Raw genomic sequence first — 26825 nt, forward strand, 5'->3', positions numbered from 1 at the left:
AAAGCACGTAGTCTTCATGGATTTCTCAGCGGAATTTATGCTTCGCTATGTGCATATCAATTAACCCATCGAAATAAGCCAAAAATTCAAATTATGAAATCATCGGCTTAAGCAGGATTCAGGTTATTTAGAAAAAAAATAAAGCCAAGCCAGAAAGTATTTGCTGTCGTTACAGGCGCCGGAAGCGGGATTGGCCGCAGCTTTGCACTTGAGCTGGCTAAACGTGGCGGTATGATAGTCTGTTCTGATATTAACTTAGAGGCTGCTGAAGAAACAGTAGCACTGGTTGAAGCGCTGGGCGCTCGAGCTTTTGCAGTAAAATGTGATGTTAGCAATGCCGAACAGGTCAGACAACTGGCAAATCAGGCTGAACAATTGATGCAGCATCCGACCACATTAGTGATTAATAATGCGGGCGTGGGTATGGGCGGTAAATTTGATGAAATGACCCTGGAAGAATGGAAATGGGTTGCTGATGTGAATTTATGGGGAGTGATTCATGGTTGTCATTATTTTGTACCTAAGTTTAAACAGTTAGGGTACGGGGCAATTATTAATGTGGCTTCTGCCGCTTCCTATACGGCTGTCCCAGAAATGGCAGCATATAACGTTACTAAGGCTGGTGTACGTGCTTTATCGGAAACTCTGGCTGCTGAGCTTAGAAAATTTAATATCAAAGTTAATGTTGTCTGTCCGACGCTAGTACCGACCAATATTATTAAAAATGGCAAAGTTCCACATCAAGCGATTTTGGACTATGCCTTGACTAATTTTGCATTTACCACTAGCAATAAAGTCGCTAAATTGACTTTGGACCGTCTGGATAAAGACCAGCTTTACACTATTCCACAACTAGATGCCAAACTGCTTTGGTTAATGAAACGTACCGCTCCGAATTTATATGTAAGATTTCTAGGCAATTTATATCGATTCATACCTAGATAGGAATATGAAATGAGACTAATTGTTGTCTTAATTTTTTCCTGATTACTGTTTTTTACCAACGGTCGACCATTTACAGGAATGATGTGTTTATTTCTACAAGTCGGTGGGTAATCCTCCCATAAATAACCGAAATCTGCAAAAACATTGGGGGTAAGTCAGAAAGTTTTACAGCTATGTTTTCATGAAATTATGGGAACAAGTCCAGCGCAATATTTGAAAGCAGTGCGTTTAAACCGAGTAAAACGCAACCTCAAGAAGGCTGATCCACAAATAAAATCAGTGCAAGATATAGCGTGTGAATGGGGATTTTGGCATCCAAGTAATTTCACTGCCAACTATAAAGCGATGTTTGGTGAGCTACCTTCAGAAACCTTGATGCATTAGTATTGACCAATTTCCTGCTAGCATTTACTCCTATTTAATCAATTGATGGAGGAGAACATTTAAATGGAGGCGATCATCAAGATTTAATTTTTCAAAAATACGGTTCATGTTAATTTTTACAGTCCCCAGGGAAATATTCATACTGTTCGAAATATCTTTATTGGCATACCCCTCCATCACCAATAAACATACTTCAATTTCCCGCCGCGTTAGTTTCATCTCTAATAAAGAATTTTTAATAATCTGTTGTTTGAAATCATCTATTTCTAAAAATACTTGTGCTAAGAATATGTTGTAAGGCCTGTATTGCGGAGTAATCCTGTTTTTTATGCTCATTTGGATTAGTCAAAGCAATACCAGCATAAGCATGATTATTTTTCCAGAACACAATTTCCATAATTTCATTAATCCCACATTGATTTACAAAAATTTTATAAGGTTCCGATTTAGGCTTGGTTTGCAGACTACGACTCAATAAATTTGTACTGTCATGACTTTTTAAAAAATATTCGACATTCAATGGATCATACGCTTGTAGTATTCCATTATATTTATCTACAAATTGCTTAGGGATATTAATATTTGAATTAATTAAAGCATCTTGATTATGTTCATCAACTTTATAAAAAATTGCCCCTTCAGCGTCTAAATAGTGTTTGGCGAGAATTAAGGAACTTTCAATAATCAAGCGTTCTTCAAGCACTGGTTCATCCATTTGTTATTTTATATAGATAAAGCAAAAATCATTCCAACCTTATATGATTTTTTCTATTTTTATATAACTAAGGTTAGATGCTGCCTTTTGAGAAACCGCTTAATTTTATTTCAACGACTTGTAGTTAGTGTGGAGAAATAAGATGGAATTAGTGCGTTTTGCAAATACAGTGAGCAGTGAAGAAATTATTAATGCTGTGAAAGAACATGGTTACTGCATCATTGATAATTTAGTTGATAGTGAGGTCATGGATAAAATTGCCGAAGAAATGGCAGAGTTTATTGATACAAGCCCTTATGGCTGTGACCGTTTTTTGGGACACACGACCAAACGTACAGGTTCACTGGTAGCACGCTCAGAAACGGCACGTGAATTAATTGCCTTACCAGTAATTCTAGATGCTGCCCAAAAGCACTTATCTAAGTCTTCTACGTTCCAGCTGAACTTAACCCAAATTATTAGTGTATACCCCGGCTCTCCTGCACAAGTATTACATCAAGACCAACTGACTTGGGACTTCTTTAATTTTCCTGATGAATTTGAAACTCAATTCAACTTACTTTGGGCGTTGACGGACTATACAGAAGAAAATAGTGCAACTCGTTTAGTTCCTAAAAGTATGTATGCGGGTACACGTCAAAAATTTACACCTGAGCAAACAGTGTGTGCTGAAATGAAAAAGGGGTCAGTTCTGATTTATACCGGTAAGATTTACCATGGCGCAGGTGAAAATAAAACAGATAAAGTTCGCCAATCTATTAACATTACTTATTCTGCAGGCTGGTTACGCCAAGAAGAAAATCAATACTTGGCAACACCGCCTGAGATTGCTGCAACACTTTCAGACGATATGTTGAAGTTAATGGGTTATCAATGTGCTTGCTTCGCACTCGGTTATGTACGTGACTTTGAAGATCCTTTAAATGTTTTCCGTAATAAGCAAAAACGCATCGTACCCGGTTTAAATATCGTAAAAGAGAATGGTCATGACATTGCAAAATCTTATGCTTTAGAAGAAATCTAATATTAGATACTGGCGAAGAATGAACTATGAAAATAGAAATTCTTCGCCACTTTTTTTTGATGGTTTATCAATACTCATTCTTGTATGCAGAGAAGCTGTACACTTAGTATGGTGACAATTGAACCGAAGAAATATTTAAAATAATTTTAATAACTTAAGTAAAAATAAATCTTAATTTATCCCCAATTTTACCCTTCCTTTATAAACTTCCAATAACCTAGGCAATACGCAGACAATGCTGTGGCCACAGGACGCAAGAAACGTCAATTTATAGGCTCAGGAGATGATAACATTTCTCTCTCTGGTTTTATTTATCAGGAGCATGTTTTTGGTAATCGTGCTGAGCTTGATGACTTGGCAGCGATGCCTGATACAGGACAGGGCTTTTTTCTGGTCAATGGCAGCGGTTATTTGTATCGGGTTTATACCATCGACAGCATTGACGAGACTAAGCAAGTTTTATTGTTCAAGGGTGTGCCCAGAAAGATTGATTTTATGATCAAACTTAGCCGTGTTGATTATGAGCGTATCGAACAGCGCCGATACCCAACCATGACCATTTCCCATCGGGCTTTTTAAATCTCAGTTGCCATGATTTAGTGCCATTCGCTTTAACAAAGAAGTAAAGCCCATTACCGTCAAGCTCGCGATAATCTTTATCTTCAGATTCTAAGTTTTCGAGAATGGTATCTGACAGCAGTCGCTTTCTTAATGTCTGACCTTTTCATTTTTGTATCACTTCGGTTTCAATAACTATCGAATGATACAAGATGTGATACACGACAAGCATTACTATAGTTATTGATGATTCGTTATAAATACACGTAAAAAAGCCCTGAATCCTTTACAGGTCAGGGCTTTCCAATTCATAAGTCGTTATGCAACGTCATGTGAATTTATAAATTTGGTGGAGGTGGCGGGAGTTGAACCCGCGTCCGCCAGCATTACGCTCGAGAATACTACATGCTTAGATATCGTCTATTGTTTTAACTCTTTGTGACCCGACGAACAGGGTACAAATCGCGATCCTCTTAGTTTAGTACAAAGCCCCGAGGCTTGGCTTTATACGGCCTTGTGTGCGTGCGCTTCAGTCGGTCTCTCTAACCACAAGTATTCGGAGAGGCGGACAAGCTGCCCTTAGGCAGCTAGAGCGTATGATTCGTCGTTTGCGACTAAAAAATGCAAATTTGATTTACGAGAGAAAATGCGCTCTCGGCATGCATCTATGAGTTTCATCACCAGCGTCGAAGCCAGAAACACCCCCAAAGTACGAAGCCATCATAGCATAACTGTCAAAAATTACGATGCATTTTCTGAACATTTACACAACTTGATGTGCTTAATTACATTATTGCGCTAATATTTTACTTTTCAAGCCGTATAACAGAAAAATTTATGAGCTATTTACTGGCCCTGGATCAGGGAACCACCTCAAGCCGGGCCATTATTTTTAATGAACATGGACAAATCCAGGCAACAGCTCAACGTGAAACGCATATTCAGACCCCGCATTCGGGTTGGGTGGAACAAGATGCGCAAGAAATCTGGAGTTCACAAATTGCGGTGGTACAGCAAGCTCTCGCTACCGCAGGTATTCTGGCGAAGGATATTAAAGCCATTGGCCTGACCAACCAACGAGAAACCACGGTGGTCTGGGATCGCAGAAACGGCAAACCGCTTGCACCGGCAATCGTCTGGCAAGACCGCCGCACATCTGACTGGTGTAACCAGCTGATTGAAAAAGGCTGGATGTCCAAAATTCAGCAAAAAACCGGGTTACGGATTGACCCTTATTTTAGTGCGGGAAAATTGGTCTGGTTTCTGGAGCATGTCGAGGGAGTACGGGCACTGGCTGAACAAGGTCATGTGGCGTTTGGTACCATCGACAGCTGGCTGATCTGGAATCTGACCCAAGGCGCAGAGCATGTGATTGAAGCCAGTAATGCTTCTCGCACCATGTTGATGAATCTGCACCAACAAATCTGGGATGAAGAACTGCTTCAGCTATTTAATATCCCTGCTTCGGTATTGCCGAAAATTATTAGTTCAGACTGTTATGTCGCTGACACAGCCTCAGGTTTACTCGGTGCCAATATTCCCATTACCGGTATTTTGGGTGATCAGCAATCTGCTCTGTTTGGTCAGTCCTGTTTTGAGGTGGGGAGTGCTAAAAACACGTATGGCACAGGCTGTTTTATGCTGTTCAACACCGGTCATGATATTCAGCTCAGTCAGAACAAGCTGCTTTCCACCCTCGCTTGGCAAGCGCATGATCAAACCACCTATGCGCTGGAAGGCAGCGTATTTATGGCCGGCGCTGTAGTGCAATGGTTACGCGACGGCCTCGGGATTATTCAAAAAAGCAGTGATGTAGAAAAGCTAGCCTGTAAGGTCGAACATAGTGACGGCGTGGTATTGGTGCCGGCATTTACCGGACTCGGCGCGCCGCATTGGGATAGTGAAGCGCGTGCCTTGTTATGCGGCATGTCTCGCGGCACCACCAAAGCGCATATCGCCCGTGCCGCATTAGAGTCAATCGCCTTTCAAGTATCGGATGTCCTCAGTGCGATGCAATCCGATATTGCCCATCCTTTAAAAGAATTGCGCGTCGATGGCGGTGCGAGTAGCAATGACATGCTGATGCAATTTCAGGCAGATATTCTGAATGTACCGGTACTACGTCCGAAAATGCTGGAAGCTACTGCCTGGGGCTCGGCCGCCATGGCCGGCTTAAAAGCTGGAGTATTTTCCAACCTGGATGAAATTGCCGAGTCCTGGCAGCTGGAACGTGCTTTTGAACCCAAAATGGAAAATAATGAGAGAGAAGCACATCTAGCCAAATGGCAGAATGCCTTAAAACGGGCTAAATCTGATCTCTAAATCCTCCAGACGCATATTGAATCATGATAAAAAAAAGCACTGTTGAACAGTGCTTTTTCAACTTTCTTATTTCATTAATTTATTAATAGGCATAAGACGCAATTGCGGTTGCAATCGCCTTATCTTCATCGTTTACCATGGTCATGCGCATGGTGCAGCCCTTTCGCCCCAAACGTAAGGTTTCTGCACGCGCAATAAAATATTTGCCACGTCCAGGCGCCAGATAATCAACACGCATATCGACCGTGGCCAAGCGGGACACTTTTTTGATCGTATCTGCAATCGTTTCAGGTTCAGCTTTTTTATACAGTTCGCCCATGGCAACAATCCCGCCAATACTGTCAAGGATCGTGGCCGCAAGCCCCCCATGCAGAATCTGAAAAGCCACATTGCCAATCATGAAATCCTGCATTTCCACATAAGCCTCAATCTGGCCCTCGACCACGCGCATGGTCATGCCATTATGCTTAAAAAAAGGAGAACTATTAAAAGCATGTACCAGCTGATTCAGGACCACATCAATATCCACTTTCGAGCCCAGATGTATATTACCTGTCCAGCTTCTCTCTGTCTTACTCATCACTCTGCTCGAATCCACCACAATAAAAAACCGCTAATTTATGCCCAAAAATTTGAGTTAGGGCTACAATAGAGGCCTAGTTTAATACTGATTACTGAGATTTTTATGACTTATACGTTCAATCGTCCCGCGTTTCCTGCAACTCGCATGCGTCGTATTCGTAAAAATGAACATTTACGTTCGATGGTTCGTGAAACCCATCTCGCGGCAGATCATCTCATTTATCCAGTATTTGTCTTGCCAGGTCAAAACCAGACTCAAGATATTCCCAGTATGCCGAATATCCAGCGCCTGTCAGCTGACTTGTTGTTAAAAAAATCAGAACGCCTGCTAGAACTCGGTGTCAATAAACTGGCGCTATTTCCGGTCACCCCACAAGAAGATAAAAGCCTGACTGCAGAAGCCGCATGGCATGAAGATGGTCTGGTACAAAACACTTTACGTTTATTAAAAAAAGAACTGCCAGAAATGGTGCTGATTACTGACGGCGCATTAGACCCATATACCACCCATGGTCAGGATGGCATTATTGATGAAACTGGTTATGTCTTAAATGATGAAACGGTCGAATGTCTGATTAAACAGGGCTTGAGCCATGCCGAAGCAGGCGCAGATGTGTTTGCCCCAAGTGACATGATGGATGGCCGGATCGGGGCGATTCGTCAGGCTCTTGAGGCGAACGGCTATATTTATACCAGTATCATGGCCTATTCAGCCAAATATGCATCGAGCTTTTATGGCCCCTTCCGTGATGCAGTCGGTTCTGCAAGCAACTTAAAAGGCGGCAATAAATACAATTACCAAATGGATGTTGGTAACCGTGCTGAAGCCCTGCATGAAATTGCGCTGGATATTCAGGAAGGCGCCGACATGGTGATTGTCAAACCGGGCATGCCTTATCTGGATATCGTCCGTGAAGTGAAAGATACGTTCGGTGTGCCAACTTTTGTCTATCAGGTCAGTGGTGAATACGCGATGCTGGCAGCGGCAATTCAAAATGGCTGGTTATCTGACAATGTGATTATTGAATCGCTGATGAGCTGCCGCCGTGCCGGTGCAGACGGCATCTGGACTTATTTTGCCGAAGAAGCTGCGCTTAAACTGAAAGACATGAAGTAAAAGGATTTCGGCGCAATGCATATCGCCATTATCGGCGCTGGCATCACCGGGTTGATGTCGGCGCTGGAACTGCTTGAACAGGGATGTTCTGTTACTCTTTTTGATCAGCAAGCCGCTGGACAGGCTGCATCTTGGGCTGGAGGTGGCATCCTCTCCCCGATGTATCCCTGGCGTTATCCAGTTGCTGTAAATGCCCTTGCTCGCCATGCCAAACCGCTATATCAGGAGTGGAATCAAAAATTGCAGCCAGTGACGGGTATTGATTTCCAGATTCATGCAACAGGCATGCTGATTTTTGATGAAGCCGATTTTAAAATTGGTTTAAGTTATGCCGAAACACATCAAGATCCGCAGCAACAGGCCGAATGGCTAGATCAGCCTCAGCTGCAACAGATCAATCCCCGAATTGATCAGAGCAAGTTCAAACAGGCGATTTATTTCCCCGAGCTGGCCAATATCCGTAATCCACGACTATTACAGTCGATCATTAGCTACTTAAAGCAGCATCCGCGTGTCACCTGGCAAGAAGATTGTAAAATCACTCGGCTCAATATTCAGCAAGGCCAGCTAAAAAATATCTCGGATGAAAAGGGTCACATTTTTCAGGCCGACCAGTTCGTGTTTACCACAGGTGCATGGTCACAGCGCTGGTCAGAGCAACTAGATCTCGAGATTCCGGTACAACCGGTGCAAGGCCAGATGCTGCTGTTTAAAACTCCAGAAAACTGGCTGTCCACCATGTGTATGAACAAGGTCATGTACCTGATTCCACGACAGGACGGGCATGTTTTATGTGGTTCCAGTATGCGTCAGGTCGGTTTTGACACCTCGCCTTCTGCTGACATCCGGCAGGATATTCTGCAAGCCTGTTTAGAGATGGTGCCAGAACTGGCAGATTTTCCGCTGGTCAAGCAATGGGCGGGATTAAGACCCAGCTCTCCCGATGGTATTCCCTATATTGGCAAAATTCCCAAGCTACACAATGCCTGGGCTAATTTTGGACATTTCCGTAATGGTTTATGTATGGGGCCGGCATCAGGCAAACTACTCGCTCAATTAATCCTTGAACAAACGCCAAGCGTTGATCCGCAGCCCTATGATCCGGCCCGTTTATTGGAGCCAGGTCGCTTAGCGTTTTAAGATATTGCTCAGCGCTTCTTTCAGGGTTGGATAATGAAACTGGAATCCAGCCTCCTGCAAAGCTTTGGGCTGTACATACTGACCGTTTAATACCAGTTGTGATTGTTCTCCCAGCATCATTTTCAGGCTGCATGCCGGCAGTGGCAGTAAGGGTTTGCGTTTCAGTAGCTGAGCTGCAGTGCGTGCAAACTGAGCCTGACTACTTTTTTCTGGCGCGGCCACATTAAATATCTGCTCGGTCGTGGTTTCAAGCATCAAGAATTCAATCGCACGTAATACATCTTGCAAATGCACCCAGGTGACTGGCTGACGCCCATGACCAATCCGCCCGAACAGATTCAATTTAATCGGTAACAACATCTGCGGAAGAATCCCGCCGCCTTGACCGAAAACCACAGCAAAGCGAACAATTCTGGTGTTCAGCCCGGTATAGGATAAGGCCAGTTGTTCCCACTTGGCACAGAGCTCAGACATAAAAATATCTTGTGGCGGGCTTTGTTCCGTACAGACCTGTTCCCAGTGCTCTGTCGGATCAATACCATAATAGCCAACGGCCGATGTTGAAATAATCCGTTTTGGTTTAATCTGATTTTTTTCTAAATAATCAAATAACTGTCTGGTGGTATCTAAACGGCTATCCAGCAATTTCTTTTTACGCGCTGCCGTCCAGCGGCCCTGACCAATACTTTCGCCAGCCAGATTCACTACATAATCAATCTGATGTTGTTTTAACTCATCCAGCCGGTTAATCCAGTGAAAATCCGGATGCGGTTCACGTTGATTTTTTCGACGGGTCAGGCCAATCACCCGATAATCGCGCTCTAATAAAAACCGCACGAGATGACTGCCAATAAAACCACTGGCCCCAGTCACCAGCACGACAGGTTTATACATCAGTCACTCGTCACCTTATTATTTTCTTGGTTTAAATTATACGCCACCCACTTTCAGATTTTTAAACAGAAAGAATCTTTGTAGTGGTGTATTTGTATCTTTAGCCATGCGATCAATCTATAAATATCAATCGACACAGCATGCTTCACCTATTAGGATTGCGGTGAATTGCCAAACATTTTATCTGCCATACGCTGTGCCTGCTTGCCATAGAACCAGTAGGTCAATAAATATAGCGGAATCGCGATTATCAGGAACATAATCGCAACGATACTCATAAACTGTGGCTGCTGTAGATACAGCATAAAGTCCTGCCAGGCATTCGGATTAGACCGGGTTGCAATGACAATACCGAGCAAGAGAAATAATAAATTATAACCCCAATAAATCAGGCTAAACCCGAGGGTGATTTTTTTGCGCTCTGCCTGAGTCGGTGCGCGTTTTTGCTGTTTTAAAAATTTAAAGAGCACCCAAATCATGGCTACCAGATAGGGAACAATCGTCAAGACTGCACCCATACCCATTGGCAGCAAGGCCGCCAGTACACCGCAGATACAGGTAAAAATAAAACAGATAAAGAAAAACCAGATAAAATAACGACTTAGCGGCAGCATATGCATGACTCTGTGATCTTCAACTAACTAGTATAAAAAAAATTAGGTTTTTTTTCATTTTATTGTCAACCATCCACTACAAGGTGACGTTATATAGAGTACAAGGTACAAAAATTTGGACTGGCATCCACGAATTTTTGTTGACCTTTAGAGCTAAAGCAATAAGTCTAGTGTACAGGAAAATTTTGAATAGCAGCCAAAATCTTCATGTAACACAAATTTTGACCGACGATTTCATCATCACTCGAATCGTCGGTTTTTATTTTTTAAAAACCATATTTTTTTAAGCCTGACGGATCGCAGGACTTTTCAATATTTAGGATTGATAGGCAATCAGCCGTTTATTTTCGCCTTGATTAAAATAAATTCAGATGGCGATAAACCACAGCCAGATGAAAATTTCTTTTTCAAGTAGATTTTTACCTGCGCTTTTTCCTATAGTAGCAAGGCAGACATCTAAAGGTTCATCTACATGGCAGTTCATTTTCTTCACACTTCCGATTGGCATCTGGGACAATTTTTCCATAACCATGACCGTGAATTTGAACATGCGCAGTTTTTGAATTGGCTGCTGGAGCAAATTAAAGTAAAGCAGCCCCATGCCCTGCTGATTGCCGGTGATATTTTTGATGTGATCAATCCGGCTTCGAGTGCGCAAAGACAGCTGTATCAGTTTCTGGCCGATGCGCATGACCTGGCGCCGCATATGCAGACCCTGATGATTGCAGGCAATCATGATTCCGGCTACCGGATTGAGCAGGTTGAACCTTTGCTGGCTAAATTCAATGCCAAAGCGGTGGGAATTGTAGGCCGAACTGCCGAGAACACCCTGAATCTGGATCGTCTATTAATTCCGATTTATGACCAGAATAAAAATATCATCGCCTGGTGTCTGACCCTGCCCTATTTACGCAGTGCTGAAATTACCGGACTGAATGAACATACCAGCAATAGTCAGAATGCCATCAGCTATCTGCATCAACAGCTGATTGCCGAAGCCAAGGCGCGCAAACAGCCGCACCAGGCACTGATTTTAATGTCACATGCGCATATGCAAGGCGGTGAGACTTCTGACTCTGAGCGTCCGATTATTGTCGGTAATGAAGAAGCCCTGTCGACGGCGCTGTTTGATGACGTGATTGATTATGTCGCACTCGGTCATTTGCATAAACCGCAAAAGGTCGGTCAGCCGCACATTCGTTATAGTGGCTCACCCATTCCCCTGTCATTTAGTGAAATAAATTATCCGCATCAGGTGATTGAAGTCCGGATTGATCCTGAACAAAACCTGGAAAACTGCTTTCAGTATGATGCCTTAACCATTCCGCGTACCGTTGAGCTGTTCCGGATTCGGGAAAAGCTGGAAAATTTAATTACTCAAATTCAGGCGCTACCTGCCGGAGAAATTGAACAGCTATCTGCACGGCATTTTCTGGAAATAGAATACACCACCGATGCTCCGCCTCCGGTAGATTTACGCCAGCAAATTGAGCTGGCTTTGCCCGCCAACCGTTATCGTCTGCTACGCATCAGCCGGATTTATCAGCAACAAGCCGCACATACACCCGGAGATTCGAAGATTGATCTGGCACCACCGACCCCGGAAGCTTTGTTTTTCAATATCTGGAAAAAAATGGGCTATGAGCAGGATCATTCGGTACAACGGGATTTTCAGGAATTATTGATTGAAGCCCAGCACGAACTCGCACAAAAACAACAAGCCTAGGATTGGCCATGAAAATTTTACGTCTAAGCCTGAATAACCTGGCATCTCTCACTGGCACTCATCATATTGATTTTGAATCCAGCCCACTGGTTCATGCCGGATTGATTGCGATTACTGGAAAAACCGGTGCCGGGAAATCCACCCTGCTCGATGCCATGTGTCTGGCACTGTACAATGAAATCCCACGGCTAAAAGGTGCGTCAGGCAGCCTGAAAGATGCCGGTGGTCAGGATGTTTCCATCAAGGATTCCAAGAATATTTTACGCCGTGGCTGTGTGCATGGTTTTGCCGAGCTGGAATTTATTGCGCTCGACAGCAAACGCTATATGGCACGTTGGGAAATTAAACGGGCACGCCAGAAAGTCGATGGTAATTTAAAAGTAGACCGTTACATTAAGTGCATTGATGATGACACGACGCTGACTCAAAAAATATCCGAAGTCACACCCTTGATTGAAAAGCTGGTGGGCTTAAGTTTTGAGCAGTTTACCCGCGCGGTTTTATTGGCACAGTCGGAAGTCGGTGCCTTTCTTAAAGCCAAAGATAATGAACGCGCGGACTTGCTGGAATATCTGACCAATTCGCAAATTTTCAGTCTGGTCAGTCAGAAAGCTGCAGAAAAATTTAGTGAAGTTAAAAACCAGCGCAACGATCTGGAAAAGTTGATCGGGCATATTGAAATTCTGTCTGAAGAAGACATGAGTGCCTTAAAACAGCAACAAAGTTCCTTATCTTTACAGCTTCAGAATCTGCAGCAATCCGAAAAACTGCTTGAAAATGAGAAACAATGGCATCTGGACCGACATAAACTGTATGCAGAAGTCCATGCCAAAAAAGAAGTCTATGAGGTACAGCTGGATGCAGTAAACAAGTCTGCTGGGCAGCAACAGTTACTGGAGCAGCTAGATGAATTCCAGTCGATTCGAGATCAGTTCGTCAGTCGTACTCGTTTAGTCCCTCAAAAAGAGCAGATTCAGCACCAGCACACCCAATTCACGCTGGAATTTGAAAAGCTCAAACAGTGCTTTGTAGCAGAAGAGGCCAAACTTACCGCCTTGCAACAACAGCAGCAACAGTTTCAGCAACATTTGGTAGGCCTGAAGCCACATCTGGAAGCAGGTTTAAAACTGGATCATGCAATTGATACAGTATCGGAGCAGTACAAAAAACTGCATGCAGAACAAAGCCAGTTTAAAACTCTCCGTTTACAGCCTTTAGAAGAGCAGTTGCAACAGCAACAACAGACATTGAATCAGCTTCAGACACGACAGGAAAAAGTCACACAGCAATTGGCGGAATCTGACTTTTTAAATGTGTTTGATCTGGAACCGCAAAGTACCTTACAACGCATACAGGACTATATGCGTCAGCAGCAACAACTTCAGCAGCAGAATCCTGAAAGCTTCAATCAGTCTTTGGCTGAACTGGAAAAAACCGCCACAGCGCTTTCAGTCAATCTAAACCAATGGATACAACAGTATCGTAGTCTGGAACAGCTAGATCAGCAGCTCAAAGCGATTCAGGAAACGCGTCAACAAGGCCAAGCTGAACAGCGTCAGCTCGACCTGCTGCAGCAACGTGTGCAATACGCAGTTCAACAATCACAAGAATTTGAACAACTGCAATCGACTGTACACACTCAACAGCAGCAGCTGAAAGCGCTGCAAGATGCTGAACAGATGCAGCAACAACAGATTCAAGCCGAACAACTGGCCTATGAACAACTCGAACAGATACTTGCCCAGCAACGTTTATTGCATGCACAAAGTGTGCAGGATCTTCGTGTCCGGTTAAAACCCGATGAGCCATGCATGGTTTGTGGGAGTTCCGTCCATCCTTTTGTTGATGCAGCCCATGAACGTCTGGAACACAGCCTGAACCAGTTACAGGAACAACAGTTACAACAGGCGAAACAGCAGCTGGATCAGCACCTGCAATCTCAGCAACAGCAAAGGATTGAAACCTCCAAAGCACAAACGGTGATTGAACAACAGCAACAGCGTTGCCAGGCCTTGGAAAATCAGATTCAGCAACTCTATGCTGAATGTAAATCGCAACTGCTTAAGCTCGAAGTTATCACAGCGCATCACAACGATCTTGCTACATTTACGCAGTTACTGGCAAATCACACCCAGAGTCTGGTCCAGCAGCTAGAGTTGTCGCAACAGCAGGAACAACAGCTCCAGCAACACTTACAACAATGGCGTCAGCAACAACAGCAATTGCACCAGTTACAACTGGCTTTACAGCAACGTCAGCAGCTTGATCAGCTGATACAACCGCTTCTGAGTGCACTGCCCGAGCAGTACCAGTCGCAACCGCCTATGGTATGGCTACCTCAGTTGCAGCAACAATTACAGCAGCGCATGCAGTATGTGTCTGTAAAAAAACAGCTGGACTCCGACCTGCATCAACAGCAGCAAATACTTGAAAAGAGCCAGTATCAACTACAACTGGAACATCAAAGTTTTGCTCAATTGAGCCAGTCTGTAGAGCAGTTAATTCAGCAAGGCAAAGACCTACGTCAACAGTTGGCTGAACTGACCGAGCAGCATGCAGGACAAGTCTACCGTGTCGCTGCGGAATGGCGCGATGCACTGGATCAGCAAGCCAAGACCTTAGAACAGGCTTTAGAACAACAACGACAACGCACAGCGCATGCTGAAAAACAATTGCATCAAGCCAACCTAAAACTGCAAGAGTTTATGACGCAACTTCAGCAAATCGACCGGCAACTGCAGCAATATCAGCAGAATATTCAGGTCTGGCAATCGGCGCATCCGCAGGTAACGGCAGTTCAGATTGAGCAATGGCTCAGCATTGATCTGAGCAGCCATCAACGTATTCGTCAGGATCTGGCCAATCAAAAACAGGCGCTAGAAAATGCCAAAACCGCTTGGCAATTACTGGAAGAACAGTATCAGGCTCATTTAAAATTGCAGCCAGAACATGAATTTGAGGACATTGCACAAAAGCTGAGTACGCTGCATCAGGAAAAAATAACGCAGCAAGAAGCACTCAATGAGACTGATGCCAAACTGCGTATGAATGCCAATAATCAAAGCACATATGCCAAATATCAGCAGCAAATCGAGCAGATCAAAGCCGAAGAATATCGCTGGGGTCGTATCTACGATTTAATCGGACATAAGGAAGGTACCAAGTTCCAGAAAATTGCGCAGGAACATCATCTGGATATCCTGGTGGAATATGCGAATCAGCAATTGCAGCCATTGGCACCGCGTTATCAGTTGCATCGTATTCCGGACAGCCTGAGTCTAGCGATTATCGATCTGGACATGAACAGTGAAGTGCGTCCGGTCTTGTCCTTATCTGGCGGTGAAACTTTCCTGGTGTCGCTGGCCCTGGCACTGGCCATTGCCAATATGGCTTCCGGCTCCATGAAACTGGAATCACTGTTTATTGATGAAGGTTTTGGTACGCTAGATCCGGCTTCGTTACATATGGTGATGAATGCGCTGGATCATTTACAAAGCCAGGGCCGTAAAGTGGTATTGATCTCGCATGTACAGGAAATGCATGAACGGATTCCGGTACAGATTCAGGTCAAACCGGTTGGTGCAGGTGCCAGTACCATTCAGATTATAGGTTAAGGATCATGAACGCTGCCCCGGACAAGCTCTCGCCCTATTTCAGTCTACAGCTCGAGAGCCTGCGGGGCATCAGTGCCATTGTGGTGCTGTTCAGTCATTGCTTTCAGGCATTTATTGCGCCTTTTGATCTAAGCTTATATTCCTGGGTACGCCTGCTTGGTCAGGCTGCGGTCATGATTTTCTTTGCCTTAAGCGGTTATCTGATCGGTTATTCAATCCAGCACAATATTCATCAGCATGGCCAGTTCAATCTGCACCGTTATATCCAACAACGTTATCGCAGGATTTTGCCACCCTTCCTGTTTGCCATGGCCTTGACCCTGCTGCTATATCTACTCGCTCCACTCTTATTTTCCAGCCAGACTCAGGCCTTTCAAAACAGCTTTGGCATGATGATCCGGACTGGCTATAATTTAGATATGCCGGAGTTTATTGGCTCTCTGCTGTTTTTGAATGGCTTTGTCACGCCAACGGTTTCAGCCAATGCTCCGCTCTGGAGTCTCAGCTTTGAAGTCTGGTTTTATGTACTGGCCGGCTTTCTGCCTTTTTTGAAAGATTCAGAGATGGCTAAAATCGGCTTTTTTATTGTTTTGGCTGTACTGTCAGTCCTGAATATCCAGTTTTTTATTTATTTTTTGGTCTGGCTTAGTGCCTTTGCCTGTTCATTTCGATATATCCAGATGCGTTTTTTAAATCGCTTACAGCCGGTCAAGTTGGGCCTATTTGGCTTGGCATTGTTAATCGCCTGTTTTGATGCTTACCAGTTTCAGGTGATCGATGAGACTCAGCAATACCGTGCTGCGAATTTTGTCCCTTTTAATTTCTGTCTGGGTCTGGCATTTAGCTGCTGGCAGGTACAGCTTCAGCATCAACGCAGCCACTATTATCCGGTCTGGGTACAATCCGCTGATTTTTCCTATACCTTGTATGTGACCCATTTCCCTTTGCTGCTGTTTATTCTGGGCTGTATTCCGGCAACCTTGGCTTATGGTCTTGGCGGAGCTGTTTTAGCCTTGCTCGGCAGCATGGGCGGCTTAATTGTCTTTGCCTGGCTCATGGCCAAATGGCTCGAGCCAGGCAGACAAAAAACATTATCTACTACGACCTTAAAATAATGCTTTGCTGCAACAAGTAACTGACTGTTGAGGATTAGTCCTCCTTTTTAGGACGTGCACCAAATAATGCTGTGCCCACCCGAACCATGCTGGAACCGGCAGCAATCGCAGCCTGCATATCGGCCGACATCCCCATACTTAAAGTATCCCAGTCTTCAGGATGAGCATGTTGTGCCTTGACCTGTTCAAATAACGCTTTGGCATCACTAAAAGCTTGAGTATTGTCCGGAGCAGGAATCACCATCAGGCCACGCAGGCGTAAATTTGGCAGTTGGCTAATCTGTGTGACCAAATCCGCGACTTCTTCCGGCGGGCACCCATCTTTCGTATCTTGTCCATCAATATTGACCTGAATACAGATATTCAGCGCGGGCTGATCCTCGCTGCGTTGACCGGATAAACGCTCGGCAATAATCAGGCGATCGACTCCATGCACCCAGGCAAAATTTTCTGCCAGATGTTTGGTCTTGTTACGCTGTACATGTCCAATAAAATGCCATTCAATATCCAGCTCTTTTAAAGCCGTCATTTTTTCCAGCGCTTCCTGCAAATAGTTTTCACCAAATGCGCGTTGCCCGGCCTGATACATTTCTGCCAGTACCGCACTTGGCTGGGTCTTTGAAACGGCAAGCAGTTGCACTGACTCTGGCTGACGACCGGCTTCGGCACATGCGCTTTCAATCTGAGCTAAGACCTGATTTCGTGACTGTTGCAACATATTCATTGATGGGTTTCTCATTTCATTCATTTTTTTCCCTTGCCCATAAACTAAGGGTTGGTTAAGCTGTGGGAAAGCCTTATTATTCTATCAAAATAATTAACATTTTAATGAACTCGGGGACCTTATGGATATCACAGAATTGTTGGCATTTTCTGCTAAAAATGGTGCGTCGGATTTACACTTGTCTGCAGGCTTGCCGCCAATGATCCGTGTCGATGGGGAAGTTCGTCGCATCAATCTGCCGGCATTAGAACATAAAGAAGTGCATAAACTCGTTTATGACATCATGAACGATAAACAACGTCGTGATTTTGAAGAAAACCTGGAAACTGACTTCTCTTTTGAAGTACCGGGTGTAGCCCGTTTCCGTGTCAACGCATTTAACCAGAACCGTGGTGCCGGTGCAGTATTCCGTACCATTCCATCTAAAGTCCTCACCCTTGAAGATCTTGGCATGGGACAGATTTTTAAAGATATCTGTGAATATCCGCGTGGTCTGGTATTGGTCACTGGCCCTACCGGTTCGGGTAAGTCAACCACATTGGCAGCGATGCTGGACTATATTAATGACAACCGCTATGACCATATCCTGACCGTTGAAGATCCGATCGAATTTGTGCATCAGTCGAAAAAATGCCTGATCAACCAGCGTGAAGTGCATCGTGATACCCACGGCTTTAATGAAGCGTTGCGTTCAGCACTACGTGAAGACCCGGATATTATTCTGGTCGGTGAGATGCGTGACCTTGAAACCATCCGTTTGGCCCTAACCGCTGCAGAGACTGGTCACCTGGTATTTGGTACCCTGCATACCACCTCAGCGGCCAAAACTATTGACCGTGTGATTGATGTGTTCCCTGCTGAAGAAAAAGATATGGTCCGTGCCATGCTCTCAGAATCCTTACAAGCCGTTGTTTCACAAGCGCTGCTGAAGAAAAATGGCGGTGGACGTGTTGCGGCACATGAGATCATGATTGGTATGCCTGCCATTCGTAACCTGATCCGTGAAAATAAAGTCGCACAAATGTATTCTGCGATTCAAACCGGTGCCAATTATGGCATGGTGACGCTGGATCAGACCCTGAAAACGCTGGTATCCAAAGGCATCATCAGCCCGCAAGTTGCACGTACTGCAGCCAAGCAGCCAGAAGCATTCTTATAAGAAAATTGAATTGTATTAGGATTTATATACATGGATTTTAACGGCTTACTTGATTATATGGTGGAGAAAAAAGCATCGGATCTGTTCATTACTGCCGATGTCGAACCTTCCATCAAAATTAATGGACAGATTTTACCGATTGGCTCGATAAAGTTACCCGGTGCGGCAGTAGGACAACTGCTTAATTCCATCATGACCGAAAAGCAGCGTAAAGAATTTGCTGAGAGCCGTGAATGTAACTTTGCCATCAGCAGGCCGGACAAAAATGCCCGCTTCCGTGTCAGTGCTTTTCAGCAACGTGATCAGCCCGGAATGGTTTTGCGTCGGATTGAAACCGTGATTCCAACCATGGATGAACTCAAGTTACCGCCTATTTTAAAAGAACTGGCGATGACCAAACGAGGCATTATTATTTTTGTCGGGGCAACCGGTACCGGTAAATCAACCTCGTTGGCATCTTTGGTCGGTTATCGCAATGAAAATTCCAAAGGTCATATCATTACCATTGAAGATCCGATCGAGTTTATTCACCAGCATAAGGGCTGTATCATTACCCAGCGTGAAGTTGGCATTGATACGGATTCATTTGAAATTGCCCTGAAAAACACCTTACGTCAGGCACCGGACGTGATCCTGATCGGTGAGATCCGTTCGCGTGAAACCATGGACTATGCCATTGCCTTTGCTGAAACCGGCCATCTGGTTTTTGCCACCCTGCATGCAAACAACGCCAACCAGGCGATTGACCGGATTATTCACTTCTTTGAAGCAGACCGGCATAATCAGCTGTTCATGGACCTCTCCTTGAACATGAAAGCTATTGTGGCGCAGCAACTGATTCCAACCATCGATGGTAATGGTCGCCGCGCAGCCATTGAGATTCTGATTAACTCACCACTAATTGCCGACATGATTCGTAAAGGTGATGTGCATGAGATCAAGGACCTGATGAAGCGTTCCCGTGAACTGGGCATGCAGACCTTCGATCAGGCGCTGTATGAGCTGTATAAAGCCAAACAGATCAGCTATAAAGATGCGCTGAAACACGCGGACTCCCCCAACGATCTGCGTTTGCAAATCAAGCTGGCAGAAGAAGGTAGCGGCCATTTATTGCGTGCACACTCCAATATTACCTTTGATGGTCAGTCCTGATGATCTTGAAGGTATAAAAAAACAGGCTTCCCATGAAGCCTGTTTTTTGTTTTAACCGAAGGTCAAATTATTTCTTACGGAATACTTCCTGGCAGGCAGGCGCATCGCAATAGCCATACAGATTCAGTGAGTGACCGGTCAACTCGAAACCAAATTTTTCGGCAACGTCATGCTGCTCTTTTTCGATGGTATCATTAATAAATTCAACAACTTTGCTGCAATTTAAACAAACCAGGTGATCGTGATGATCTTCCTGCATAATTTCAAAAACTGAATGATTATTTTCAAAATTATGGCGTTCGATGATGCCCGCGGCTTCAAACTGCGTTAACACACGATACACAGTTGCTAAACCTACATCTTCGCCCTGATCGAGTAAAGTCTTGTAAATATCTTCCGCACTTAAATGATGTTGTCTTGAATTTTCTAGTAATTCTAATATTTTAATTCGTGGAAGGGTAACTTTCAGTCCAGCTTTTCGTAAATCTTGGTTTGAAATAGTCATGTAAAAAGGTCTCTCAACAAAATCAAAGTTGGAATATGCAACAAAGTTTAGATGCAGTATGATCTATCCTTGGATCAAATGCATCATAATTAATTTGGGATAGTTTAGCAAAATGCAAAAAATCATGCTGACGTTATTCGTCACTTCATTGCTCGTCGGCTGTTCGACATTAGGTGTTTATAAAGTAGATATTCCACAAGGAACCCCTTTAACCAAAGCACAGGCCGCTAAAATTCAGGTGGGAATGAGCCATCAACAGGTGCGTTTCTTACTGGGCAGTCCAACAGTAAGCGATCCACTTAATCCTTTACGTTGGGACTACATTTATAACTATACCCCAGGAACCTACGCTAAAAAAGCCAAGATCCCGGCAGCGCAAGGCCAGCATTTGAAAATCTACTTTAATCAGTCCGGTATCGTAGAACGTGTTGAAGGTTTGGAGACTATTCCAGAAACTCAACCCGGCTTACCAGGATCAAGAGAAGCAATTTTAAATGCGCCTCCACTATAGTCGGTTTCTCATGAAAAAGCCCCTGAATCATCAGGGGCTTTTTTGATTACGTTGATTGATTGATCAGATAATCAAGGGCACTGCTCATTCAAACAGCTTTCTATTCGGAAGAGGGTTTCAGCTTTCTTAAAAGATTGCCTCTGGCATAACGACCCACCGGATTCTTCTCGGCGCGTTTACGCCTGATATCTTTAGGATTGATGGTCAGTGGTCGATAAATTTCAACCCGGTCACCTGCTACCAGTGGCTGATGATAATCCTGCAAGCGCACGCCAAAGATACCCAAAGATAAGGGTTCAGGTAATGCAACCTGCTCTGCTATATCACTTTGCTGGATAGCGTCCAATGCAGTCATACCAGCCTGAAATGGGACAGCCAGATGCCACTGTTGCTCCGGAGTCGCATAAGCCACCCAGATCATCGGCTTATTCATCAGATTAACTGTCCTAAGACCGCAACCATCGCCAGAATAATCCCAACAGGCAATACCACACGTACTGCAATACGCCACATGTTATAGAAGACTTCAGAGCTGAAATTCATTGATTTACGCAAATGGCTGATCTTCATGATCCAGCCGGCAAATAGCGCGTAGATCAAGCAAATCAATAAACCCCAGAGTAACAGCACCACATTGAAAATTGGCGTCACATTTGGTATTACCCAGATTAGAGTAACAACAGCCACAATCACCCATCGAATCGCAGGATGAAGCTGACGTTGCTGTAACTGTTCACGTGCCATTTGCAAAATTAATGCGGCAGCCGCCACTATCGCTGCGACCAAGGTGAATGCAGGGATTTGTGCCTGCACTGTGAAAAAGGCAAATGTAATGACAGCAACTAACTGTGCAATCCAGATCGGCAAGACTGTCTTGCTGGCAACATCCTGTTGTTTTACCGCGCTCAGGCTAGACTGCCAGTACAGACCCATACCCAGTCCACTGGCAACCAGTGCCAATACCGTCGCATTCCCCCACTCAGAAAACTCGACTGGAGTCACTTGCCATACAGGCAATGCTGTTCCCATGACATTTGCCAAGAGCAGTGAAGCCAGCACCCCCACTGCTGTAATGAGCAGTAGAATTTGACGTGGTAACAAGGACAAGGCCAGAGCCGCCAACGCCAATCCTATAAACAAAAGATTCGGTGCAAGATCAAATGCAGCAAGCGCCAGAATATTGCTGGCATTGTTCAGCATGGCACCTGCCAGAAACGGAATAAAGATCACACTTAACCAGCCGACAATACGCCATTTCTGTGACGCATCCGCTTCACGGGTCAGCGTAGACAGCGCCTGTAATGCGGTAGTTTTAGAGCGCTTGGCCAAAGCAATTTCCAAGTAGCAGACTGGAAGTGCCAGAATCAGCATGGTGGCTAACCAGAGCATCCAGAAATCCAGCTGACGATCAATCTGTATACCGGTTATCGGTGCGAGCGTCGCGATGATAATAAACGATAAACAGAAAGCCATCAGCGGCGATAACCATTTTGACATAGCATTGTCCTGCATGATGCATTCCTATAAAAATCTAGCGCTATTTTGCCTTGTGAAGCGGTGAAAATCAAAAACAAAAAGCAAACCACCATGATGATGATTTGCTGCGCCAAATTTATAATTGAATTGTAATTCTTGTTATCTGCTCAGATCTTTTATTATGAGAAAAACCGGGCGAACCAGTTTTTACCTTTTTTCTGTTCTTTTTCTTTAATGATTCCCATCATATTTACTTTGACTGCACCCACATAATCGGCATCATCGTGCTGAATATGGTTAATGAGCCATTTAGATAATACTTCATGCAGTTCTGATTCAATCGACTGCCCAAGTTCAAAACGGTCACGATAAGACTCGATTTTTTTAATAAACAGGTCATGCACACGTTTATGGGGAACTCGGTATTTATAACCTGCTTCTTCCTGAAGAGATTCTTCGAAGGTAAAATGCGACTGGGTATAATCAATAATATTATCGAGGATCTGTTTAATACGGGCACGGTCGGTGTTTACATTGATCTCCTCAATTTCATTGATATAATCAAGAATTCGTTTGTGCTGATCGTCAATCACATCGATGCCAGTATTATAATCTGGGATCCATTTCATTTTCATTACGACCACCTATATAAATATTAATGACTTATCACATTAAAGGCATCATATAGACTATTGATTCAAATAAAAATGAAGTAAATCAGTCAACTTTGAGCTAATAACCACAAAAACAGCATAAGCATCTGTTTTAAAGACAAATTAAATATTAAACCCAAGCATAAGAGTCAGATATTATTTAATCAATTCACGATTTTAAATATTGTATTTTCCATCTCATTTAAATAAAAAACTCATTAAAAAACGGGAATTAACACCCGCTCTTTAAAATATTAAGTGCTGTTTTTTAATATAAGTCTGCTTTGGTCAAACGTTTTAAGGAAGGATCCAGACGTTCCCGCTCCAACCGCTCAACCTGAGTCAGTTGGGAACGATGCTTGGTACCATCTTTAAACAGGATCATTTCTCCCGGTTGAAAAGCGGTCCATTCTTCATTCTGGGTCAATGGCTCGGTGGTAATGACGGCGACCCGATCTTTCGGGGTGGTCACCTGGCTAAAGTCGACTTCAACATCAATATCAATGAGCTGGGCCGGTCTAAACGGGTATTCACGTACCAGCCAATGTAATTTGGTGATGGCATAACTAAACAGGGCCTGACCATTGGAAAGGCAAAAATTAAAGGTGCCATGTTCTGCAATCGCAGGGCAGACTTCAGTCAGCAAATCAAAAACCTGATCCAGATGCGGTTCATCATAGCCAAAGCGTTTCACCAGTTGATCAAGTAAATAGCAAAACGCACGTTCGCTATCGGTATTGCCGACCGGGGTAAAACGGCCACTCAGCACCGGGAAATAATCATGTAAATCGCCATTATGGGCAAAAATCCATTGCCGGCCCCAAAGTTCACGGCTAAAAGGATGCGAATTTTCCAGATTGATCTTGCCTTGGGTCGCTTTACGGATATGCGCAATCACATTACGCGATTTGATTGGATAATTCCGCACCAGCTCTGCAATTGGTGACTCAACCGCAGACTGATTATCCACAAATAAACGACAGGCTTTATCCTCAAAGAAAGCAATTCCAAAACCATCAGCATGATCCGATGTTATTCCTGCCCGTTGAGAAAACCCGCGAAATGAAAAAGTAATATCCGTCGGGGTGGCACAATTCATTCCAAGCAGTTGGCACATGGTCTGGATTCAGCTCGCTATTGACTTAGAAACTTATTGTGCATGACTACTTCAGTCATTTCAAATATCTGGCGCGAATAAATTAAGATAAAAAAGAGCCTCCATCGAGACTCTTTTTTTCAGCATATGTTGTGCAGCATCACTTATGTACGATGTGGATTCGGGCGGTTGGTAATCAGGGTACCTACACCGTGATCGGTGAAAATTTCCAGCAGGCTCGCATGCGGTACGCGACCATCAACAATATGTGCACTCACCACACCGCCTTTCACCGCATCAAGCGCACAGCCCACTTTTGGAATCATGCCACCATAAATCACGCCAGTCTCGATCAGACGATCGACTTCCTGCGTGGTTAAACCGGTCAGCAAGTTTTTATTTTCATCAAGCACACCGCTGATATTGGTCAGCAAAATCAGCTTCTCTGCACCAAGAGCTTCAGCCACCTTACCCGCTACCAGATCAGCATTGATATTGTAAGTATTACCTTCTTCATCTACCCCAAGCGGTGCAATCACTGGAATAAAATCACTATTGGTAAACATTTCCAGCACATCGGTTTTTATACCGACCACTTCACCGACCAGACCCAAATCAATTTGCTGGACTGAGCCATCTTCGGCAATTTTTTCCATTAACAGCTTTTGAGCGCGAATCAGGTTACCATCTTTACCGGTTAAACCAATCGCACGACCACCATGCTGGTTGATCAGGTTCACAATCGATTTATTGACACTACCACCCAGCACCATCTCGACCACTTCCATGGTCGCAGGATCAGTCACGCGCATCCCGTCAATACGGTCTGACTCACGGCCCAGCTGTTTCAGCATGGAATCCACTTGCGGACCACCGCCATGTACCACGATCGGATTAATGCCGACCGTTTTTAATAATACGATATCGCGTGCAAATGAGCTTTCCAGTTCAGGATCGGTCATTGCATTGCCGCCGTATTTTACCACCAGGGTTTTACCCGCAAAGCGTTGAATATACGGCAAAGCTTCTGTCAAAATCTGTGCTTTGTCGATGCCTGTTTGTTGATTTGGCATTCGCCTCTCCCTATTGAGCATCTAAAATATCTTGAGCGATCTCTGGATAACGGTCACGCAACATGGCCACAAACAGATGACGAATCTCATTCAGACGCTGGGCATCATCGGCATCAAAGCGCACTGTGAAATACTCACCTGTATTGGATGCTCGAATGATGCCAAAACCATCCTCAAAATCAAGACGTATCCCATCAATTTTACTGATTTGCGCGTCAATTGTTGCAGATTGCTGCTCAACAACGTTTAAAAGCTCAACTGGAGACACCTGATGGGTCGAAATATACAGGTCTTCGGTTCCACAGCATTTAGGATAAGCGGCTAAGGCCTGTGACAGCGTTTGGCCCGTTTGGTCCAGATATTCCATGACTCTGAGCGCTGCATACAGGCCATCATCGTAGCCCCAGCCACGACCATCATTAAATACATAATGTCCGGCATATTCACCGCCAAAAATCGCCTGCTGCTGAGATTTTGCCAGATAAGTTCGCAAGAATGAACTGCCCGTACGGATCATCACCGGCTCACCACCCAAGCGTTGCACCGTATCCCGAACCAGGGTCGAACATTTGACATCATAAACAAATTGACGGGGTGCCGAACCGGTTAAACAGATTTCCGCAAAAAGGCACAACAACTGATCCGCAGTGATAATCCGGCCCTGCTCATCAATCAGAACCACACGGTCTCCATCACCATCCAGTGCAATGCCCAGATCGGCCTGCTGCTGCAACACAGTTTGGCGTAAATTATCCAGATGTGCTTCTTGTGAAGGGTCTGGGGCATGATCTGGAAAATGACCATTGGCATTACAACGCAAGGCTGTAACTTCGCATCCCAGCTTATTGAGTACCAGGTTGGCACAACGTCCAGCCGAGCCATTTAGACCATCCAGCACGACTTTGAATGATCGAGTGAACTGGATATCTTGCAAGATTCCCTGCTGATATTGCAGACAAAACTCAGAAATAATCAGATGGGGCTGTTCCGGCAATGTCAGTAACTGATGACTACAATGAGGTTCTGCCAGTTGCGCCACCTGCTGAATCAGATCGGGACATGGCGGCTCACCACAGATTATCCATTTAATTCCGTTATCTTCTTTAGGATTATGGCTAGCAGTGACCATAATGCCGTTGCCATCAAACTGGCGTGCGGTGAAATACAGCATTGGACTGGAGCAACAACCGATAATGGTGGTTTCAAGTGAATAATCTTTAAAAATACGCGCAATAATGTCGGCAAAAGCCGGACTACTGATCCGTGCATCATAACCAATCGCGACACGTGTCTGTCCCGCAACCTGATATTGCTGCGCTAAACCGTGGGCAATTGCTTCAATAATTCCCGTACCCAATACACTGACTTTACCGCGTATATCATAGGCACGAAAAATATGCAGCGGGAGTGGATGACTCATAGATCCCATAAACTATTCTTTTCACTATTCGTTAGTATAAGGAGATATAAAATGATGGTTTCATCATAATGACTTTAAACATTTGTTTTTGTTTTAAGACTCGCTATTTTTAAACGATTTCAATGTAACAATCAATTATAAAAATATAATCCAAAATTTTAGAAGTATAGTATTCTTGTAATTAAATCGCTTTGATTTACTCTTTATTCAAATTTTATTTTCTTAAGATTCAGTCTATTTATTTTGATTGAAGAGCAATTTACTTATCACAGCCAACTACCCTTATTTAAATAAATAATATTTTAT

At 44.2% G+C, this 26825-nt stretch carries 25 protein-coding genes, 1 other RNA gene and 3 pseudogenes; 14 read left to right on the forward strand and 15 right to left on the reverse strand.

Annotated elements, in window-relative coordinates; genetic code table 11:
- The 3 genes and pseudogenes from KUG37_RS10950 to KUG37_RS14900 form a co-directional block, all read left to right on the forward strand.
- Positions 1-111: pseudogene (locus KUG37_RS10950) on the forward strand (IS982 family transposase); the annotation flags it as partial.
- Positions 112-138: 27 nt separating this feature from the next.
- On the forward strand, positions 139-945 hold the full coding sequence (locus KUG37_RS10955; RefSeq protein WP_216936498.1) for an SDR family NAD(P)-dependent oxidoreductase: 807 nt from the start codon (positions 139-141) through the stop codon (positions 943-945).
- Between the two features lie 144 nt (positions 946-1089).
- Positions 1090-1329, forward strand: a complete 240-nt coding sequence (locus tag KUG37_RS14900; protein ID WP_216936412.1) for a helix-turn-helix domain-containing protein — start codon at positions 1090-1092, stop codon at positions 1327-1329.
- Between the two features lie 30 nt (positions 1330-1359).
- Here KUG37_RS14900 and KUG37_RS14905 read toward each other — a convergent pair whose 3' ends face one another.
- Positions 1360-1665, reverse strand: a complete 306-nt coding sequence (locus tag KUG37_RS14905; protein ID WP_367947477.1) for a helix-turn-helix transcriptional regulator — start codon at positions 1663-1665, stop codon at positions 1360-1362.
- On the reverse strand, positions 1586-2032 hold the full coding sequence (locus tag KUG37_RS10970) for a hypothetical protein (RefSeq protein WP_216936418.1): 447 nt from the start codon (positions 2030-2032) through the stop codon (positions 1586-1588). The genes KUG37_RS14905 and KUG37_RS10970 overlap by 80 nt, the downstream gene beginning before the upstream one ends.
- 154 nt (positions 2033-2186) lie before the next feature.
- On the opposite strand from KUG37_RS10970, the gene KUG37_RS10975 reads away from it, so the two are divergent.
- Positions 2187-3068, forward strand: a complete 882-nt coding sequence (locus KUG37_RS10975; RefSeq protein ID WP_216936420.1) for a phytanoyl-CoA dioxygenase family protein — start codon at positions 2187-2189, stop codon at positions 3066-3068.
- Between the two features lie 234 nt (positions 3069-3302).
- Positions 3303-3647: pseudogene (locus tag KUG37_RS10980) on the forward strand (phage tail protein); the annotation flags it as partial.
- Here KUG37_RS10980 and KUG37_RS10985 read toward each other — a convergent pair.
- Together KUG37_RS10985 and ssrA are read right to left on the reverse strand one after the other, a co-directional pair.
- A pseudogene (locus KUG37_RS10985) lies at positions 3607-3768 on the reverse strand (Arm DNA-binding domain-containing protein); the annotation flags it as partial. The pseudogenes KUG37_RS10980 and KUG37_RS10985 sit on opposite strands and share 41 nt — an antisense overlap.
- Positions 3769-3973: 205 nt before the next feature.
- Positions 3974-4332, reverse strand: a transfer-messenger RNA (tmRNA) gene (ssrA, locus tag KUG37_RS10990).
- Between the two features lie 131 nt (positions 4333-4463).
- Between ssrA and glpK the strand changes: the two genes are divergently transcribed.
- Positions 4464-5948 (forward strand): glycerol kinase GlpK, encoded by a 1485-nt coding sequence (gene glpK, locus KUG37_RS10995; protein ID WP_216936424.1) that lies wholly within the window; start codon positions 4464-4466, stop codon positions 5946-5948.
- Between the two features lie 82 nt (positions 5949-6030).
- Here glpK and KUG37_RS11000 read toward each other — a convergent pair whose 3' ends face one another.
- Positions 6031-6528, reverse strand: a complete 498-nt coding sequence (locus KUG37_RS11000; protein WP_216936427.1) for a thioesterase family protein — start codon at positions 6526-6528, stop codon at positions 6031-6033.
- Positions 6529-6633: 105 nt separating this feature from the next.
- Here KUG37_RS11000 and hemB point away from each other — a divergent pair, with 105 nt between their 5' ends.
- Positions 6634-7647 (forward strand): porphobilinogen synthase, encoded by a 1014-nt coding sequence (gene hemB, locus KUG37_RS11005; protein WP_216936430.1) that lies wholly within the window; start codon positions 6634-6636, stop codon positions 7645-7647.
- Between the two features lie 15 nt (positions 7648-7662).
- Positions 7663-8787 (forward strand): glycine oxidase ThiO, encoded by a 1125-nt coding sequence (thiO, locus tag KUG37_RS11010; protein ID WP_216936432.1) that lies wholly within the window; start codon positions 7663-7665, stop codon positions 8785-8787.
- On the opposite strand, the gene KUG37_RS11015 is transcribed toward thiO, so the two are convergent.
- Both KUG37_RS11015 and KUG37_RS11020 read right to left on the reverse strand, forming a co-directional pair.
- Positions 8776-9681 (reverse strand): TIGR01777 family oxidoreductase, encoded by a 906-nt coding sequence (locus KUG37_RS11015; RefSeq protein ID WP_216936434.1) that lies wholly within the window; start codon positions 9679-9681, stop codon positions 8776-8778. The genes thiO and KUG37_RS11015 overlap by 12 nt on opposite strands.
- A 152-nt stretch (positions 9682-9833) precedes the next feature.
- Positions 9834-10295 carry an ABZJ_00895 family protein gene (locus tag KUG37_RS11020; RefSeq protein WP_216936437.1) on the reverse strand — a complete coding sequence of 154 codons (462 nt, stop codon included), beginning with the start codon at positions 10293-10295 and terminating at the stop codon, positions 9834-9836.
- 472 nt (positions 10296-10767) lie between these two features.
- Here KUG37_RS11020 and KUG37_RS11025 point away from each other — a divergent pair, with 472 nt between their 5' ends.
- Genes KUG37_RS11025 through KUG37_RS11035 form a run of 3 tightly spaced genes read left to right on the forward strand, consistent with a single transcriptional unit; the run spans position 10768 to position 16750 of the window.
- Positions 10768-12021: an exonuclease SbcCD subunit D C-terminal domain-containing protein gene (locus KUG37_RS11025; RefSeq protein WP_216936439.1), complete on the forward strand. Its 1254-nt coding sequence runs from the start codon at positions 10768-10770 to the stop codon at positions 12019-12021.
- An 8-nt stretch (positions 12022-12029) separates the two neighbouring features.
- Positions 12030-15635 (forward strand): AAA family ATPase, encoded by a 3606-nt coding sequence (locus KUG37_RS11030; protein ID WP_216936440.1) that lies wholly within the window; start codon positions 12030-12032, stop codon positions 15633-15635.
- A gap of 5 nt (positions 15636-15640) precedes the next feature.
- Entirely contained in the window at positions 15641-16750 is a 1110-nt protein-coding gene (locus tag KUG37_RS11035; RefSeq protein ID WP_216936442.1) for an acyltransferase, read from the forward strand.
- 34 nt (positions 16751-16784) lie between these two features.
- Here KUG37_RS11035 and KUG37_RS11040 read toward each other — a convergent pair whose 3' ends face one another.
- On the reverse strand, positions 16785-17474 hold the full coding sequence (locus KUG37_RS11040) for a YggS family pyridoxal phosphate-dependent enzyme (protein ID WP_216936500.1): 690 nt from the start codon (positions 17472-17474) through the stop codon (positions 16785-16787).
- Between the two features lie 121 nt (positions 17475-17595).
- On the opposite strand from KUG37_RS11040, the gene KUG37_RS11045 reads away from it, so the two are divergent.
- Both KUG37_RS11045 and KUG37_RS11050 read left to right on the forward strand, forming a co-directional pair.
- Positions 17596-18633, forward strand: coding sequence for a type IV pilus twitching motility protein PilT (locus KUG37_RS11045; RefSeq protein WP_216936445.1), 1038 nt, complete (start codon positions 17596-17598; stop codon positions 18631-18633).
- A gap of 30 nt (positions 18634-18663) precedes the next feature.
- On the forward strand, positions 18664-19785 hold the full coding sequence (locus tag KUG37_RS11050; RefSeq protein ID WP_216936447.1) for a PilT/PilU family type 4a pilus ATPase: 1122 nt from the start codon (positions 18664-18666) through the stop codon (positions 19783-19785).
- A gap of 67 nt (positions 19786-19852) precedes the next feature.
- On the opposite strand, the gene fur is transcribed toward KUG37_RS11050, so the two are convergent.
- The gene (gene fur / locus KUG37_RS11055; RefSeq protein ID WP_005096051.1) at positions 19853-20290 is read right to left on the reverse strand and encodes a ferric iron uptake transcriptional regulator; all 438 of its coding nucleotides are present in this window, start codon (positions 20288-20290) and stop codon (positions 19853-19855) included.
- A 112-nt stretch (positions 20291-20402) separates the two neighbouring features.
- Here fur and KUG37_RS11060 point away from each other — a divergent pair, with 112 nt between their 5' ends.
- A complete protein-coding gene (locus KUG37_RS11060) occupies positions 20403-20801 on the forward strand; it encodes an outer membrane protein assembly factor BamE (protein WP_216936449.1) in 399 nt (132 codons plus the stop codon).
- Between the two features lie 100 nt (positions 20802-20901).
- Here the strand turns inward: KUG37_RS11060 and KUG37_RS11065 are convergent, their stop codons facing one another.
- The 6 genes from KUG37_RS11065 to KUG37_RS11090 all read right to left on the reverse strand — a co-directional run bounded on the left by KUG37_RS11065 (position 20902) and on the right by KUG37_RS11090 (position 26528).
- Positions 20902-21234, reverse strand: coding sequence for an RnfH family protein (locus KUG37_RS11065; RefSeq protein WP_216936451.1), 333 nt, complete (start codon positions 21232-21234; stop codon positions 20902-20904).
- Positions 21234-22313, reverse strand: a complete 1080-nt coding sequence (locus KUG37_RS11070) for a hypothetical protein (RefSeq protein WP_216936453.1) — start codon at positions 22311-22313, stop codon at positions 21234-21236. Before KUG37_RS11070 ends, KUG37_RS11065 begins: the two co-directional genes overlap by 1 nt.
- 143 nt (positions 22314-22456) lie before the next feature.
- Positions 22457-22912 (reverse strand): bacteriohemerythrin, encoded by a 456-nt coding sequence (locus KUG37_RS11075; RefSeq protein WP_216936455.1) that lies wholly within the window; start codon positions 22910-22912, stop codon positions 22457-22459.
- Positions 22913-23198: 286 nt separating this feature from the next.
- Positions 23199-24047, reverse strand: coding sequence for a class II glutamine amidotransferase (locus tag KUG37_RS11080; RefSeq protein ID WP_216936457.1), 849 nt, complete (start codon positions 24045-24047; stop codon positions 23199-23201).
- A 143-nt stretch (positions 24048-24190) separates the two neighbouring features.
- Positions 24191-25099: an acetylglutamate kinase gene (gene argB, locus KUG37_RS11085; protein ID WP_216936459.1), complete on the reverse strand. Its 909-nt coding sequence runs from the start codon at positions 25097-25099 to the stop codon at positions 24191-24193.
- A gap of 10 nt (positions 25100-25109) precedes the next feature.
- Positions 25110-26528 carry a phosphomannomutase/phosphoglucomutase gene (locus tag KUG37_RS11090; RefSeq protein ID WP_216936467.1) on the reverse strand — a complete coding sequence of 473 codons (1419 nt, stop codon included), beginning with the start codon at positions 26526-26528 and terminating at the stop codon, positions 25110-25112.
- Between the last annotated feature and the right edge of the window lie 297 nt (positions 26529-26825).

This window comes from Acinetobacter sp. BY419, from assembly GCF_019038395.1.
GTDB lineage: Bacteria > Pseudomonadota > Gammaproteobacteria > Pseudomonadales > Moraxellaceae > Acinetobacter.